The sequence below is a fragment of the Streptomyces sp. NPDC056479 genome (assembly GCF_042795335.1).
Taxonomy (GTDB): Bacteria; Actinomycetota; Actinomycetes; order Streptomycetales; family Streptomycetaceae; genus Streptomyces.
In genome coordinates this window covers 174274-189571 of the sequence record NZ_JBHTRZ010000003.1, presented here as the reverse complement: position 1 = coordinate 189571, position 15298 = coordinate 174274, and the positions used below count along the sequence as shown (strand labels likewise).

Here is a 15298-nt window from a genome sequence, read left to right as displayed (position 1 = left end):
AGGGGCGGCTACCAACCCATGAGCCGCCGGATTCCCCAGGGGAAACACGCGATGAATCCTGTCGGCCCCGGGCCGGGCCACGCCCCCGTGACCCGGCCCTGTCAGTGCCCGCAGGTAGATTCGTTCGAGGCCGGTGTGCCGCCCGCACACGGCACCGACCGGCCGTCACCGACGATTGCAGGAGTGATTCGCGTGGATCGTGTCGCGCTGCGCGGCCTGAAGGCCCGCGGGTACCACGGTGTGTTCCCCGAGGAACGCAGGGAGGGCCAGACCTTCGTCGTGGACCTCGTGCTGGGCCTGGACACCCGTCCTGCCGCCGCCGACGACGACCTGGCGAAGACCGTGCACTACGGCATCGTGGCGGAGGAGGTCGTGGCCGTCGTCGAGGGCGAACCGGTCAACCTCATCGAGACGCTCGCCGAGCGCGTCGCCCAGGCCTGTCTGAAGCACGAAGAGGTCCAGGAGGTCGAGGTCACCGTCCACAAGCCGGACGCGCCGATCACGGTCCCCTTCGACGACGTGACCGTCACCATCACCCGGAGCCGAGTATGACCGCGCCCTTCATCAAGGGTCCCAGCGACCCGACCGTACAGCCGGTACCCGCCTCCGTCGTCGACCAGGTCGACGCCGCCGACACCACCCTCCACAACCCCAAACGGGCCGTGATCTCCCTCGGCGCCAACCTCGGCAACCGACTGGAAACCCTCCAGGGCGCCATCGACGCGCTGGAGGACACCCCGGGCGTGCGCATCAAGGCGGTCTCCCCCGTCTACGAGACCGAGCCGTGGGGCGTCGAGCCGGGCACCCAGCCCTCCTACTTCAACGCGATCGTGGTCCTCAAGACGACGCTCCCCCCGTCCTCCCTCCTGGAGCGCGCGCACGCGGTCGAGGAGGCCTTCCACCGGATCCGCGACGAGCGCTGGGGAGCGCGCACCCTCGACGTCGACATCGTCGCCTACGCCGACGTCGTCTCCGACGACCCGCAGCTCACCCTCCCCCACCCGCGCGCCCACGAGCGGGCCTTCGTCCTCGCCCCCTGGCACGACCTGGAGCCCGAGGCCCAGTTGCCGGGCCGCGGCGCGGTCGCCGACCTTCTCGGCACGGTCACCCGGCATGGCGTCGCGGCGCGGGCGGACCTGGAACTCCAGCTGCCCGAATAGTCGTTAAGGTCAAGACGACCACCATCCGCGGGGACCCGGGGGAGCTGAAGGAACACCGTGAGAGAGCTGCGCATCAGGACGCTGATCGGCGTGTTCATCGTCGCCGGGGTCCTGTCGTGGGCGGGTGCCCGCCTCTGGAACTCGGTCGGGACCCTGCCCAGCGTCCCCCTGGCCGCCCCCATCGTCCTTGCGGTCATCGCCGTGGTCCTGTTGTCCACGGCACTCTCGATCCGCGCCCGCCTGAAGGCCCAACGCGAGCGCCGGCCCGAGGCCAAGGGCGTCGACCCCATGATGGCCGCCCGCGCGGTCGTCTTCGGCCAGGCCAGCGCCCTGGTCGCCGCCCTGGTCGCCGGCATGTACGGCGGCACGGGCGTCTTCCTCCTGGAATCCCTCGACATCCCCGCCCGCCGGGACCAGGCCATCTACGCCGGCTTCTCGGTCCTGGCAGGCCTCGGCGTGATAGCGGCAGCCATCTTCCTGGAACGCGTCTGCAAACTCCCGGAGGACGACGAACACAACGGCGCGGGGGCGGCGCCGACGGTGTGAAGCGCCGGGTTCACCAGGGCTGGCGGGCCAGGTGTCCGTTGACCAGGAAGCCGGGGTGGGGGTCGAGGCGGTAGCTGTAGAGGGTGTACGGCTTGTTCACGGTGGTCCGCCGCCGCACCTCGTGGACCTGGGCCCAGCCGGACTCTCGGAGTTGCAGGGAGTGCTGCTCGGTTCTGAACGTCCCTCGCGAGGTCCAGCTGTCGGCCACGACCAGGTGTGACGCCAATGGACTGGCACGTGGAGTGAACCTTGCGCCCACCAGCCGCGCCAGCTCCGAAAGGAACGGCGCGTTCCCGCTGACCAGCAGCCGCCCGGACCAAGTCTTGGGACGGAATCCATCGCCGTCCGTGTAGCCGTCCAGAAAGCCTTCGAACGTTTCCCTGTCCCGAAGGACAACCCGCGGAAATCGCTGCCGCATGTGGTGCGCGTCTCCGCCCACGTACTGCCTCATCAAGTCGGCCAGATACGACGACACCACACGTACGCGAAAGCCCGGAGCATCCCGCTGGAGGTAGCCGGAAGGCCGCGTCACTGCCTCTAGACGAGCAGGCAGGCCGGTGGCGGCGGTGAGACAGGCCGCAAAGCGCGCGGCGAACACCTCGTCATTGACCACCAGGGACACGTAGTTCTTGCCGACTGTCCCGTCCGCGCAGTTGGCCCCGATCAGGTAGCCCAGCTCGTATCCCGGCTTGATGATCAACCGTGTGCGACACAGCTTCCGCGCCTGCGTCCCGGCAAGCACCGTTCCCGTGGCGTCCCTCGCGTGAACCCACCCGTCGGGCGTGCCCAGCATCTGGTCAGGTGCCACCGTGAACGTCACATGATCGGTCACGACGTCGACCACCTCGCGGACCCGGACCGTGGCGACCGCCGCGACCGTGGTCTGGACCGTGCGCTCCCCATCCAACGTCCAGAGGCGGCAGCCCATTCGGACACTCCGCGCCTGGAGGCGGCCGTCAACAGCGTTGACCGTCTGCTTGCTGGGCAGCCCATACCCCACCGCGATCCCCCTTGATCAGCGATCAACTCACTGACCAAGGACGATATCGGGCACCACTGACAATCGGTTCAGCGCGCCAGTATCAGGCTCATTGCCTCGGCCCGGGTCGTAGCATCCCGAAGCTGCCCACGCACCGCCGACGTCGTGGTCTTGGCACCAGGCTTGCGGATACCGCGCACCGACATGCACATGTGCTCGGCCTCGATAACGACGATCACCCCACGCGCCTCAAGGATCTTCATGAGTGAGTCGGCGACCTGCGTGGTGAGCCGTTCCTGCACCTGAAGGCGGCGGGCGAACACCTCCACGAGCCTCGCCAGCTTCGACAGGCCCGTGATCTTGCCGCTTTCCGCCGGGATGTACCCGATGTGAGCGACGCCGTGGAACGGCAACATGTGATGCTCACACAAAGATACGATTTCGATGTCCTTGACCAGGACCATCTCGTCATGCCCGATGTCGAACGTAGTCGTCAGGACATCCTCGGGCTGCTGCGTGTGTCCCGCCAAGAGCTCCCGATACGCCCGCGCCACCCGCCCCGGCGTCTCCCTGAGCCCTTCGCGGTCCGGATCCTCTCCGACCGCGATCAGCAGTTCGCGTACGGCGTTCTCGGCTCGCTTCTCGTCGAACTCTCCGATGCTGCCCTCGCCGTCCAGCGTCACGGGGTCGGTCATGTGGTGCCTCGTTCCATCGCGGGTGGCGCGTGTGGGTCACGCGTCTGAACTGCGGTCATACGAAATACCGCGCCCCCCAGGCTAAAACCTGGGGGGCGCGGCATCCATTCCGGGCCCGGTGGCGTCACCGGGGGCCGGGTGTCAGCTCTCGGGGCGCTCCTCGGGAGCCGGCTCCGTCGCCGGGGCGGGCTCCGTCAGCGTCGCCTTGGCGGTGCTGATCGCCGGTGTCGCGCCGTTGGCGCCGTTCGTCAGTGCGAGCTCCTTCGGGGAGAGCACCGGCGGACGGGTGGACGGCGTGCGGCGGGAGGAGCCGGTCCAGGCGGGCCGGGGCGGACGCTTGACGATGGGGGCGAAGATCTCGGCGATCTCCTCCTTGCCCAGCGTCTCCCTCTCCAGCAGCTGAAGCACCAGGTTGTCGAGGACGTCGCGGTTCTCGACCAGGATCTCCCAGGCCTCGTTGTGCGCGTTCTCGATGAGCTTCTTGACTTCCTCGTCCACCAGCGCGGCGACCTCTTCCGAGTAGTCGCGCTGGTGAGCCATCTCACGTCCGAGGAACGGCTCGGTGTTGTCGCCGCCGAACTTGATGGCACCGAGGCGCTCGGTCATGCCGTACTGCGTGACCATCGCGCGGGCCGTGGTCGTGGCCTTCTCGATGTCGTTCGCAGCGCCCGTGGTCGGGTCGTGGAAGACGAGCTCCTCGGCCGCACGGCCGCCCAGCATGTAGGCCAGCTGGTCCAGCATCTCGTTGCGGGTCGTGGAGTACTTGTCCTCCTCCGGCAGGACCATCGTGTAGCCGAGAGCACGGCCTCTGGAGAGGATCGTGATCTTGTGGACCGGGTCGGAGTTCGGGGAAGCCGCCGCGACCAGGGCGTGTCCGCCCTCGTGGTACGCGGTGATCTTCTTCTCCTTGTCCGACATGATCCGGGTCCGCTTCTGCGGGCCCGCCACGACGCGGTCAATGGCCTCGTCGAGCATCTGGTTGTCGATCAGCTTCCGGTCGCTGCGGGCCGTCAGGAGCGCCGCCTCGTTGAGGACGTTGCTCAGGTCCGCGCCGGTGAAGCCCGGCGTGCGGCGGGAGACTGCCGACAGGTCGACGTCCGGGGCGACCGGCTTGCCCTTCTGGTGAACCTTGAGGATCTCCAGACGGCCCTGCATGTCCGGGCGGTCGACCGCGATCTGGCGGTCGAAGCGGCCGGGCCGCAGAAGGGCCGGGTCGAGGATGTCGGGGCGGTTCGTCGCGGCGATGAGGATCACGCCGCCCTTGACGTCGAAGCCGTCCATCTCGACGAGCAGCTGGTTCAGGGTCTGTTCGCGCTCGTCGTGTCCGCCGCCGAGGCCGGCGCCGCGATGGCGGCCGACCGCGTCGATCTCGTCGACGAAGACGATCGCCGGGGCATTCGCCTTGGCCTGCTCGAACAGGTCTCGGACTCGGGAGGCACCGACACCGACGAACATCTCGACGAAGTCGGAACCGGAGATCGAGTAGAAGGGGACGCCCGCTTCGCCGGCGACGGCGCGCGCGAGGAGCGTCTTACCGGTGCCAGGAGGCCCGTAGAGCAGTACGCCCTTGGGGATCTTGGCGCCGACGGCCTGGAACTTGGCCGGCTCCTGGAGGAACTCCTTGATCTCCTGGAGCTCCTCGACGGCCTCGTCCGAGCCGGCGACGTCGGAGAACGTCGTCTTCGGGGTGTCCTTGGTGATGAGCTTCGCCTTGGACTTGCCGAAGTTCATGACCCTGGAGCCGCCGCCCTGCATCTGATTCATCAGGAACAGGAAGACGACCACGATGAGGACGAAGGGAAGCAGGGAGAGCAGGATCCCGACGAACGGGTTCTGCTTGGACGGCGAAACGGTGTAGCCGTCCGGGATCTGCTTGTCCTGGTACTTGGTCTGCAGCGTGTTGGCGATGGTCACGCCTTGGTCGCCGATGTAGCTCGCCTGGATCTTGGTGGCGCCCTCGACCTTTTGACCGTCCTTGAGCTGGACCTTGACGGTCTGCTCGTCGCCGGTGGTGATCTTGGCCGACTCGACCTTGTTGTCATTGATCGCCTGGACGACCTGGCCGGTGTCCACCGTCTTGTAGCCGCCGGACGAGCCGACGACCTGCATCAACACGACCACGGCAAGGACGGCCAGCACGATCCACATGACCGGCCCACGGAAGTATCGCTTCACGTCCATCCATACGGAGCGGTGTCGCCCCGTCCCTCCTGCCATAGTGAGTTTGATAAGACAGTTCTTCTGACGGTACCCCAGCTTTGTCGCGCGTAGCCGCACGGGACGGCTGGCAAGCCCGTCTGCATGCTCCAACGGCGCGAGGCCCGCCGGGGTTCCCGATCTTCGTACGAGGCTTGGGCCCTTCGGGTCCGCGGTCGCGGACCGTCGGACTCAGCCGCCGTAGACGTGGGGCGCGAGCGTACCGACGAACGGGAGGTTGCGGTACTTCTCGGCGTAGTCGAGGCCGTAGCCGACGACGAACTCGTTGGGGATGTCGAAGCCGACCCACTCGACGTCGATGGCGACCTTCGCGGCGTCCGGCTTGCGCAGCAGGGTGCAGATCCTCAGGGTCTCGGGCTCGCGGGAGCCGAGGTTGTTGATCAGCCAGGACAGGGTCAGGCCGGAGTCGATGATGTCCTCGACGATCAGGACGTGCTTGCCCTTGATGTCGGTGTCGAGGTCCTTGAGGATCCGCACGACACCGGAGGACTGGGTGCCGGCGCCGTAGGAGGACACCGCCATCCAGTCCATGGTGACGGGGGTGGACAGCGCCCGGGCGAGGTCGGCCATGACCATCACCGCGCCCTTGAGGACGCCGACGATGAGCAGGTCCTTGCCCTCGTACTCCGCGTCGATCTTCGCGGCCAGCTCAGCCAGCTTCGCGTCGATCTCTTCCTTGGTGATGAGCACCTGCTGGAGGTCGGCACCCATGTCTTTCGCGTCCACCCGCATCACTTTCGGTCGGTCGTCCCGCATTGTCGGCTCGCCGGCCCCTCCGCGATGTGCTTCGGAGGGGTCGGGAATCAGCCTTGCCGAATCACCAGTCTGCCACCCTGGCGCTGGGCGACGACCTTGCCGGGGAGATTGATGGCTCCCTGGCCGCGCCAGCCGGTGATCAGACGGTCGACTTCCTCGATGTGGCGGGCGAACAGCGAACCGGCGGGTGCCCCGGCCTCGATGGCGGCACGGCGCAGGATCCGGCGGCGTACGGCGGGCGGCAGCGCGTACAGCTTGGCGCACTCCAGCAGGCCGGTCGCGTCCCGTACGGCGGCCTCGGCCTGGCTGGCCCAGGCGTCGAGGGCGTCGGCGTCGTCGCGGGAGAGCTGGGCGGTGCGGGCGAGGGCCTCGACGACGCCCTTGCCGAGCGCCTTCTCCAGGGCGGGCAGGCCCTCTTGGCGCAGGCGCGACCTGGTGTACGCGGGATCGGAGTTGTGCGGGTCGTCCCAGACCGAGAGGGACTGGACCATGCAGGCCTTGCGGGCGGTCTGCCGGTCGAGGCCGAGGAAGGGACGGCGGTAACGGCCGCCGGTCCCCGAGACCGCGGCCATTCCGGACAGGGAGCGGATGCCGGAGCCGCGGGCGAGACCGAGCAGGACGGTCTCGGCCTGGTCGTCGCGGGTGTGGCCGAGCAGGACGGCTGTGGCGCCGTGGCGTTCGGCCGCGTCGTCGAGGGCGGCGTAGCGGGCGTCGCGGGCGGCGGCCTCGGGTCCTCCCGCGCGGCCGACGGTCACGGCGATGGACTCGACCGGGTCGAGGCCGAGTTCGCGCAGGCGCAGGGCGACTTCCTCGGCGCGCAGATCGGAGCCGGGCTGGAGACCGTGGTCGACGGTGATGGCGCCGGCGCGCAGGCCGAGTTTGGGGGCTTCGAACGCGAGGGCGGAGGCGAGGCCCATGGAGTCGGCGCCGCCGGAGCATGCCACGAGCACGAGCGGGGAGGGGGGCCGCTCGTGCGGGGTGGTGCGCGGGAGCTCGTAGGACGGTGGGAGCGCCGTGTCGAGGAGGGTGCGTGAGGCGCCGGTGGCGGGCACGGGCGACGCGTGGAGCGCGGCCGCGCGCGGGCTGCTGGGCGCGGGCACGTCGGTGGTGCGGCTGTGTTCGTTGAGGATGTCGTGGAGGACGCGGCGAACCGCCAGGCGTATCGCCGCGACCGCAGGATGGGGACCCATGTCCGGTTCCCTTCATGAAATTGTCGGGGGGTGAGCCCGAGCTCGGTCACTCAGAGTGTGTAGATGGTGACAGAACCGGGCCGTTCCCCGAGCATCGCACGCCTACCCATGGCTCACGGTCCCTCGGACGGGTGATTGAAGGGGCGTTCGCCTGCCGTCGGCCGGATTCGGTTCACGACCTTCGTATGAGATGCGCGACTCGGCGCGCATTTCACGACTCCGCCTTGCGGTGCACCCGCGCGATCCAGTCCGCCGGTTTGGCGATCTCCGCCTTGGTGGGGAGGGTGTTCGGGGACGTCCACACCCGGTTGAAGCCGTCCATGCCGACCTGGTCCACCACGGACCGTACGAAGCGTTCGCCGTCGCGGTACTGCCTGAGTTTGGCATCGAGGCCGAGCAGTTTGCGCAGGGTCATGTCGAGCCTTGAGGCGCCCTTGGCGCGCCGCTGCTGGAACTTCTCGCGGATCTCGGCGACGGAGGGCACCACGGCGGGGCCGACGCCGTCCATCACAAAGTCGGCGTGGCCCTCCAGCAGGGACATCACCGCGGTGAGGCGGCCGAGGATCTCCCGCTGGGCGGGGGTCTGCACCAGTTCGACGAAGGACCGTCCGCCGTCGTCCTCCTCGGCCTCGGGCCGGCTGCCCGAGAGGGACTGGGCGGCTTCGCGGATGCGCTCCAGGACGGTCATGGGATCGACATCCGTCTCCCCCAAGAAAGACTGGATTTCGCCCTCCAGGTGGTCCCGCAGCCAGGGCACCGCGCTGAACTGGGTGCGGTGGGTCTCCTCGTGCAGGCACACCCACAGGCGGAAGTCGTGGGGCTGTACGTCGAGTTCGCGCTCCACGTGCACGATGTTCGGGGCGACGAGGAGCAGGCGGCCGCCGCCGTTCTCGCCCGCGGGGAGTTCGCGGGTGGCCGGGGCGAAGGTCTCGTACTGGCCGAGGACGCGGGAGGCGAGGAAGGACAGCAGCATGCCCAGTTCCACGCCGGTGACCTTGCCGCCGACCGCGCCGAGGACGGCGCCGCCGGGGGTGCCGGTGCGCCGCTCCTGCATCTTGTCGAGCAGGGGCTTGAGGATCTCGCGGAATCCGGCGACGTTGGCGCGGACCCAGCCGGGGCGGTCCACGACGAGGACGGGGGTGTCGTGGATCTCGCCCGTGCCCAGACGGGTGAAGCCCCGGACGTGTTCCTCCGCGGCCTTGGCATGTCGGCGCAGCTCGGCGACGACGGCCCTGGCCTCGTCGCGGCTCACCTCGGGGCCCGGCCGTACGAGCCGGGTCGCGGTCGCCACCGCGAGATTCCAGTCGACCATCTCGGCACCACCGATGCTCGTCATGTGTCAACCGTACGTGAGCGTTCCCACTTGGGGCAGGCCGTGAGAGGCCGACCCGGTCGGCGGTGCCAGGCCGAGCCCACCCGTTCCGCCCGACGGCCCCTCGTCCTGCCCCGGCCGTGCCACTAGCCGCAGCCGCACGACGCCAGCGCCGTCGCCGTCCTGTCCAGCGCCGCCCGGGCCGCCTCCGTGTCCTCGCCCGTCGACAGGAACGCGAAGGCGAGCAGCCTGCCGTCCTGGTCCACGACCGTGCCGGCCAGGGAGTTCACGCCGTGCAGGGTGCCTGTCTTCGCTCGGACGATGCCGGCCGCGCCGTCGGTGTAGCGGCTGGTGAGGGTGCCGGTGAAGCCGGCCACGGGGAGGCCGGTCAGCACGGGGCGCAGTTCCGGGCGGGTCGGGTCGGCGGCCTTGGCCAGGAGGGCCGTGAGCAGGTCGGCCGTGAGTCGGTCGTCGCGGTTGAGGCCGCTGCCGTCCTTGAAGTCGGCGCCCGTCACCGGCAGCCCGAGCTTCCTCAGTTGGGCGCCGATCGCCTCGCCCGCGCCGTCGAAGTCGGCGCGCGCGCCGCTCGCCAGGGCGGTCTGGCGGGCGAGGTGCTCGGCGATGTCGTTGTCGCTGTTGGTGAGCATGCGCTCGACCAGGGCGGACATGGGCGGTGAGGTGACCTCGGCGAGCGGCGTGGCCCGGTTCGTCGCCTTGGACGGGCCGGGCGCGGTCGTCCTGATGCCGCGGTCCGCGAGGAGGGCGGCGAACTGGATCGCCGCGTCCTTCGCCGGGTCCTTCACCCGCTCCACCGGCCCGCTGGTGGAGTCGTCCGTGCGGGCCTCGTCGACCATGAGGGCGCTGACGGGGGCGAGGTTGCCGTTGTCGCCGATGGGGTGGAGTTCGGGGCCGGCGTAGAGCGTCTTGTCGTACGAAAGGGTGACCTCGCGTACGTCCCGCTTCTTCAGCGCCGCGGCCGTGCCGTCGGCCAGTTCGCGCAGGCTCGCCCAGCCCTCGGCGTCCTTGCGGGCCGTGAGCGTGGGGTCGCCGCCGCCGACCAGGACCAGCTCCCCGGTGTCCGGTTCCAGGGCGGTGCGGGTGGTGAGCCGGTGGTCGGGGCCCATCGCGGCGAGGGCGGCCGTGGCGGTGGCGATCTTCGTGGTGGAGGCGGGCGTGAGGGCCTTGCCGGTGCCGTCGCCGTAGAGGCGCCTGCCGGTGGCCACGTCGACGATCGCCGCCGACCTCTGGCCGAGCGCCGGGTCGTCCAGGAGCGGGCCCACCAGGCCGGCGACGGCCTTGCCGTCGGGGGCCGAGTTCGCGGCGCCCGCGCTGCCGAGGCCGGTCAGGACGGAGGCCGCGCTGGGGGCGGGGCGGGGTTCCCCGGCCTCGGTGTCCGCGGAATCGGACGTATCGGCAGAACGACCGTGATCTGCGCCACCCGTGCGCTCCTGGGCGGCCGCCCAGTCCCGCTCGGCCGTACGCTGACCGGTGGAGTCCCAGGGGCCGGCGGCGGTCACCACTCCGGCGGCCAGCGCCAGTCCGGCGGTGGCGGCGCCCGCGGTGTATTGCCAGGTCTTCGGCCTCGTGGTCCGTGCGGCCTGCGGTGAGACGGCTCGGGTGAGCCGTGCGATCCGCGGTTTCGCGGCCGTCACGGCGCGTGCGAGACGTGGCCGTACGGCGTCCGCGGCCCGCCCCAGACGCGGTCGTACGGCGCTCGCGACCCGCGTCACATGCGGTCTCGCGGCTCGCCAAGGCCTCAGCTCTGGCACGACCACCAGCCCCTTTCGCGATCACACACCTGCGTGAGGGACACTTAACCACCAGAACTATGTGTTGATCATGGAGGAGCCACCGGTGGAGTTCGACGTCACGATCGAGATCCCGAAGGGTTCGCGGAACAAGTACGAGGTGGACCACGAGACCGGTCGGATCCGCTTGGACCGTCGACTCTTCACCTCGACCAGCTACCCGGCCGACTACGGCTTCGTCGAGAACACCCTCGGCGAGGACGGTGACCCGCTGGACGCGCTGGTCATCCTGGAGGAGCCGACGTTCCCGGGCTGTCTCATCAAGTGCCGCGCCATCGGCATGTTCCGGATGACGGACGAGGCCGGCGGCGACGACAAGCTGCTGTGCGTGCCGGCGTCCGACCCGCGCGTGGAGCACCTGCGTGACATCCACCACGTGTCGGAGTTCGACCGCCTGGAGATCCAGCACTTCTTCGAGGTCTACAAGGACCTGGAACCCGGCAAGTCCGTCGAGGGCGCCGACTGGGTGGGCCGTACCGAGGCCGAGGCCGAGATCGAGCGGTCCTACAAGCGCTTCAAGGACCACGGCGGCCACTGAGACCCCCTGGCTTTTGGCCATGTGAACGGGCTGTACGCGTGCGCGTGCAGCCCGTTCGTGTGTCTGTGCGCATACTGAGTGCGGCAGGAGGTGTCGTACAGGGAGTGCTACGCAGGTGACGGACGCGGAGGACCGCAAGCCGCAGTCGGACGAGGCGAGGATGGCCTTCACCCCGCCCGCGGGGATCGAGGTGGGCGACAGCGAGTCGGAGACGACGTCCGAGTTCGCTCTGCCCACGGGGCTGGATGTGCCGCATCCGCCGGCCGCGGAGTCGGAGGGCTCGGCGTTCAGCACGCCCCGCGGGTACAGCGGCGCGGACCACCCGCCCGCATTCACGCCCCCCAACGGCATCCCGCAGGTCAGCCTGATCAAGGACCTGCCCTGGCAGGACCGGATGCGCACCATGCTGCGCATGCCGGTGACCGAGCGGCCCGCCCCGGAGCGGATGCCGCGGGCGGAGGAAGAGGGTCCGGCCGTCCCGCGCGTGCTCGACCTGACCCTGCGTATCGGCGAGTTGCTGCTGGCGGGCGGTGAGGGCGCGGAGGACGTGGAGGCCGCGATGTTCGCGGTCTGCCGGTCCTACGGCCTGGACCGCTGCGAGCCGAACGTCACCTTCACGCTGCTGTCGGTCTCGTACCAGCCGTCGCTGGTGGACGATCCGGTGTCGGCGGCGCGTACGGTCCGGCGGCGCGGCACCGACTACACGCGCCTGGCCGCCGTGTACCAGCTCGTCGACGACCTCAGCGACCCGGAGAGCCACATCTCCCTGGAGGAGGCCTACGGGCGGCTCGCGGAGATACGCCGCAACCGGCACCCGTATCCGACCTGGGTGCTGACCGGCGCGAGCGGGCTGCTCGCGGGTGCGGCCTCGGTGCTGGTCGGTGGTGATGTGATCGTCTTCGTCGCCGCCATGGTGGGCGCGATGCTCGGCGACCGGCTGGCGTGGCTGTGCGCGGGGCGTGGTCTGCCGGAGTTCTACCAGTTCACGGTGGCCGCGATGCCGCCGGCCGCGATAGGGGTCACGCTGACGCTGGCCCACGTCGATGTGAAGGCGTCCGCGGTCATCACCGGTGGGCTGTTCGCGCTGCTGCCCGGGCGGGCGCTGGTGGCGGGCGTGCAGGACGGGCTGACCGGGTTCTACATCACCGCGTCCGCGCGGCTGCTGGAGGTCCTGTACTTCTTCGTCGGCATCGTGGTCGGGGTGCTGGTGATCCTGTACTTCGGGGTCAACCTCGGTGCCAAGCTCAGCCCGGACGCGGCGCTGAACGTCTCCGAACGGCCGTACTGGCAGATCGGCGCCTCGATGCTGCTGTCGCTGACCTTCGCGGTGCTGCTCCAGCAGGAGCGGTCCACGGTGCTCGCCGTGACGCTCAACGGGGGTGTCGCCTGGGTGGTGTACGGCGCGATGCACTACGCCGGTGAGTTCTCGCCGGTGGCTTCCACGGCTGTCGCGGCGGGGCTGGTGGGGTTGTTCGGGCAGCTGATGGCGCGGTATCGGTTCGCGTCCGCCCTGCCGTACACGACGGCCGCGATCGGGCCGCTGCTGCCGGGATCCTCGACGTATTTCGGGCTGTTGTCGATCGCGCAGAACAAGGTGGACGCGGGGCTGGTCTCACTGGCCACGGCGGCTTCCCTGGCCATGGCCATCGCCATCGGGGTGAACCTCGGATCCGAGATCTCGCGGTTGTTCCTGCGGATCGGGTCCCCGGAGAAGCGGCGAGCCGCCAAGCGCACCCGAGGTTTCTGAGCGCCTGACGGCCCGGTCGGTTTCCCGGTGGGGCGTTTCAGTAGCCCTGGTTCGGCGGGTACTGCTGGTTCTGCTGGTTCTGCTGCCCGTAGCCCTGGGGGTACTGCTGGGCGTACGGCTGCTGCGGGGGCGTCTGCTGGCCGTAGTACTGCTGGTCGTAGCCGTATTGCTGCTGACCGCCCTGGTCGCCGTACTGGTTGCCGTACGGCTGCTGGGGCTGGTCGTCGGACGGGATGCGGCGGAGCTGGGTCGTCGCGTCGTCCATCTGCGGGGTCTGCGGGTGCTGTACGGCGGCGGGAGCCTCGGCCGCCGCGCGCTTCTTCTTGGCGCGCTCCCGCAGGAACTCGATGAGGATCGGGACCACCGAGACGAAGACGATCAGGATGAGGATCGACTCGACGTTCGTCTTGATGAACTCGATCTGGCCGAGCCAGTAACCCGCGAGGGTGACGCCGGTGCCCCAGGCGACACCGCCGATGACGTTGTACGTGAGGAACGTGGCGTACTTCATACGGCCGGCGCCCGCCACGATGGGGGCGAAGGTGCGCACGATCGGCACGAAACGGGCGAGGACGATCGCCTTCGGGCCGTACTTCTCCATGAACCCGTGCGCCTTCTCCAGGTTCTCCTGTTTGAAGAGCTTGGAGTTCGGGCGGTTGAAGAGCTTCGGGCCGAAGAACTTGCCGATCATGTAGCCGACCTGGTCGCCGATGACGGCCGCCAGCACGATGAGCGTGCAGACCAGCCACAGGGGCTGGCTGATGTAGTTCCCCTCGGCCACGAACAGACCCGCCGTGAACAGCAGGGAGTCTCCCGGCAGGAACGCGAAGAGGCCGGACTCCGCGAAGACGATCAGCAGGATGCCGGGGAGGCTGAAGGTCTCGATCAGATAGTCCGGGCTGAGCCACTCGGGGCCGAGCGCAAGCGTGGTCACGTGTCTGTGGCTCCTGCGGGGAAGGGGCGGGCGGGCTGTGACTGGCGGGTCCAAAATATCAACGCCGCAGTGGCCGCCCAGGTTCCATGGACGCGTTCAGGATGCACTGTGCCCCCGCTGGGACAAAGCTGTGAGTCATGGGCATCGAAGAGTACGGCGGCGGGCAAGGACCGCGGCCCGACGTTCTGGTAGTGACCACGAACGACGTCCCCGGACACCGGGTCACGGAGGTCATCGGCGAGGTCTTCGGACTGACCGTGCGCTCCCGGCACGTCGGCAGTCAGATCGGCGCCGGGCTGAAGTCGCTGGTCGGCGGCGAGCTCAAGGGGCTCACCAAGACGCTGGTGGAGACCCGTAACCAGGCCATGGAACGGCTCGTCGAGCAGGCACGCGCGCGTGGCGCGAACGGCGTGCTGGCCTTCCGCTTCGACGTGACCGAGGCGGCCGACGTGGGCACCGAGGTGTGCGCGTACGGGACGGCGGTGGTCCTGGCCCGGGAGTGACCCGTACGGGGACCCGGGCCAGGAGCCTCAAGAGGAGTGCCGGGCTGCGTTGGCGAGGATCGCGTCCCTCAGATAGACCGCGAGGCCCGGCTTGGCCTGGTCGATGTTCTGGGTGAACCGCTCGTCGGAGACGTACATCTCGCCGAGGCAGGCGTGCATCTCGTGCCCGCAGTCGTAGTGGTTGCGGGCGATCCCCTGGCGGTGCTCCTCGGCGGCGTCCATGGCCGCCTCGGAGTCGGCCGGCTCACCGGCCTCCATGAGCGCGACGAAGCGGCGGTTGAGTTCGTCGGCCTCGTGCTGGATCCGCTGCCAGTCCTCCTTGGTGTACGAGGCGGCGCGCTGCTGTGACTGCCGATAGGCGTCGGTGTTCCCCCAGCGTTCCTGCACCTCCTCCTCGTACTGGTCCGGGTCGAAGTCCCCGAACACCTCGAACTTCTCCTCCGGCGTGAGATTGATGCCCATCTTGCGTGCCTCCATGGCGTTTTCCACGGCCGCCGCCATCTTCTGCAGCTTCTCGATCCGGGCGGTCAGCAACTCGTGCTGGCGGCGCAGGTGTGCGCGCGGGTCCGCGTCCGGGTCGTCGAGCAGGGCGGCGACCTCTTCGAGCGGGAAGCCGAGCTCGCGGTAGAACAGGATCTGCTGGAGCCGGTCGAGGTCGCCGTCGCTGTAGCGCCGGTGGCCCGCGTGGCTGCGCTCGCTGGGCACGAGCAGGCCGATGTCGTCGTAGTGGTGCAGGGTGCGCACGGTCACTGCGGCGAACCCGGCGACCTGTCCCACGGAGTAGCTCACTTCCGCTCCCTTCTCGGTACGCGCTCCACGGTGCGTCCTCACGCCGCGTGAGGTGCAAGCCGGTTGGCCGCCGCACTCGGCCCACTCCAGATGAGGCGTCCGTTTTGCCCGTTTATCGTGAGCC

15 protein-coding genes are annotated in these 15298 nt (G+C 69.4%); 6 read left to right on the top strand and 9 right to left on the bottom strand.

Annotated features, from left to right (window positions below):
• Positions 1–192 precede the first annotated feature (192 nt).
• From folB to ACFQ6S_RS12350, 3 genes are read left to right on the top strand one after another with little or no spacing between them, the layout of a single operon-like run.
• Positions 193–552, top strand: coding sequence for a dihydroneopterin aldolase (gene folB / locus ACFQ6S_RS12360; protein WP_383406982.1), 360 nt, complete (start codon positions 193–195; stop codon positions 550–552).
• Entirely contained in the window at positions 549–1160 is a 612-nt protein-coding gene (gene folK, locus ACFQ6S_RS12355; protein WP_383406979.1) for a 2-amino-4-hydroxy-6-hydroxymethyldihydropteridine diphosphokinase, read from the top strand. Before folB ends, folK begins: the two co-directional genes overlap by 4 nt.
• A 57-nt stretch (positions 1161–1217) precedes the next feature.
• Positions 1218–1706 carry a DUF3180 domain-containing protein gene (locus ACFQ6S_RS12350; protein ID WP_383406976.1) on the top strand — a complete coding sequence of 163 codons (489 nt, stop codon included), beginning with the start codon at positions 1218–1220 and terminating at the stop codon, positions 1704–1706.
• A gap of 10 nt (positions 1707–1716) precedes the next feature.
• Here ACFQ6S_RS12350 and ACFQ6S_RS12345 read toward each other — a convergent pair whose 3' ends face one another.
• From ACFQ6S_RS12345 to dacB, 7 genes are all read right to left on the bottom strand, one after another.
• Positions 1717–2706, bottom strand: coding sequence for a hypothetical protein (locus tag ACFQ6S_RS12345; RefSeq protein ID WP_383406974.1), 990 nt, complete (start codon positions 2704–2706; stop codon positions 1717–1719).
• Positions 2707–2774: 68 nt separating this feature from the next.
• The gene (gene folE / locus ACFQ6S_RS12340) at positions 2775–3380 is read right to left on the bottom strand and encodes a GTP cyclohydrolase I FolE (RefSeq protein ID WP_383406971.1); all 606 of its coding nucleotides are present in this window, start codon (positions 3378–3380) and stop codon (positions 2775–2777) included.
• A gap of 141 nt (positions 3381–3521) precedes the next feature.
• Positions 3522–5561 carry an ATP-dependent zinc metalloprotease FtsH gene (gene ftsH, locus ACFQ6S_RS12335; RefSeq protein WP_383406968.1) on the bottom strand — a complete coding sequence of 680 codons (2040 nt, stop codon included), beginning with the start codon at positions 5559–5561 and terminating at the stop codon, positions 3522–3524.
• Between the two features lie 207 nt (positions 5562–5768).
• The gene (gene hpt / locus ACFQ6S_RS12330; protein WP_383409209.1) at positions 5769–6329 is read right to left on the bottom strand and encodes a hypoxanthine phosphoribosyltransferase; all 561 of its coding nucleotides are present in this window, start codon (positions 6327–6329) and stop codon (positions 5769–5771) included.
• Positions 6330–6400: 71 nt separating this feature from the next.
• Positions 6401–7543: a tRNA lysidine(34) synthetase TilS gene (tilS, locus tag ACFQ6S_RS12325; RefSeq protein ID WP_383406965.1), complete on the bottom strand. Its 1143-nt coding sequence runs from the start codon at positions 7541–7543 to the stop codon at positions 6401–6403.
• A 211-nt stretch (positions 7544–7754) separates the two neighbouring features.
• Positions 7755–8879, bottom strand: a complete 1125-nt coding sequence (locus tag ACFQ6S_RS12320; protein ID WP_383406962.1) for a zinc-dependent metalloprotease — start codon at positions 8877–8879, stop codon at positions 7755–7757.
• A 122-nt stretch (positions 8880–9001) separates the two neighbouring features.
• Positions 9002–10630 (bottom strand): D-alanyl-D-alanine carboxypeptidase/D-alanyl-D-alanine-endopeptidase, encoded by a 1629-nt coding sequence (gene dacB / locus ACFQ6S_RS12315; RefSeq protein ID WP_383406959.1) that lies wholly within the window; start codon positions 10628–10630, stop codon positions 9002–9004.
• A gap of 79 nt (positions 10631–10709) precedes the next feature.
• Between dacB and ACFQ6S_RS12310 the strand changes: the two genes are divergently transcribed.
• On the top strand, positions 10710–11201 hold the full coding sequence (locus tag ACFQ6S_RS12310) for an inorganic diphosphatase (RefSeq protein ID WP_383406956.1): 492 nt from the start codon (positions 10710–10712) through the stop codon (positions 11199–11201).
• A gap of 115 nt (positions 11202–11316) precedes the next feature.
• On the top strand, positions 11317–12948 hold the full coding sequence (locus tag ACFQ6S_RS12305; protein ID WP_383406953.1) for a threonine/serine exporter ThrE family protein: 1632 nt from the start codon (positions 11317–11319) through the stop codon (positions 12946–12948).
• Positions 12949–12985: 37 nt separating this feature from the next.
• Here the strand turns inward: ACFQ6S_RS12305 and ACFQ6S_RS12300 are convergent, their stop codons facing one another.
• Positions 12986–13882 carry a DedA family protein gene (locus ACFQ6S_RS12300; protein WP_383406950.1) on the bottom strand — a complete coding sequence of 299 codons (897 nt, stop codon included), beginning with the start codon at positions 13880–13882 and terminating at the stop codon, positions 12986–12988.
• A gap of 137 nt (positions 13883–14019) precedes the next feature.
• Here ACFQ6S_RS12300 and ACFQ6S_RS12295 point away from each other — a divergent pair, with 137 nt between their 5' ends.
• The gene (locus ACFQ6S_RS12295) at positions 14020–14385 is read left to right on the top strand and encodes a YbjQ family protein (RefSeq protein WP_007502747.1); all 366 of its coding nucleotides are present in this window, start codon (positions 14020–14022) and stop codon (positions 14383–14385) included.
• A gap of 27 nt (positions 14386–14412) precedes the next feature.
• On the opposite strand, the gene ACFQ6S_RS12290 is transcribed toward ACFQ6S_RS12295, so the two are convergent.
• Positions 14413–15174, bottom strand: coding sequence for a MerR family transcriptional regulator (locus tag ACFQ6S_RS12290; protein ID WP_383406947.1), 762 nt, complete (start codon positions 15172–15174; stop codon positions 14413–14415).
• Between the last annotated feature and the right edge of the window lie 124 nt (positions 15175–15298).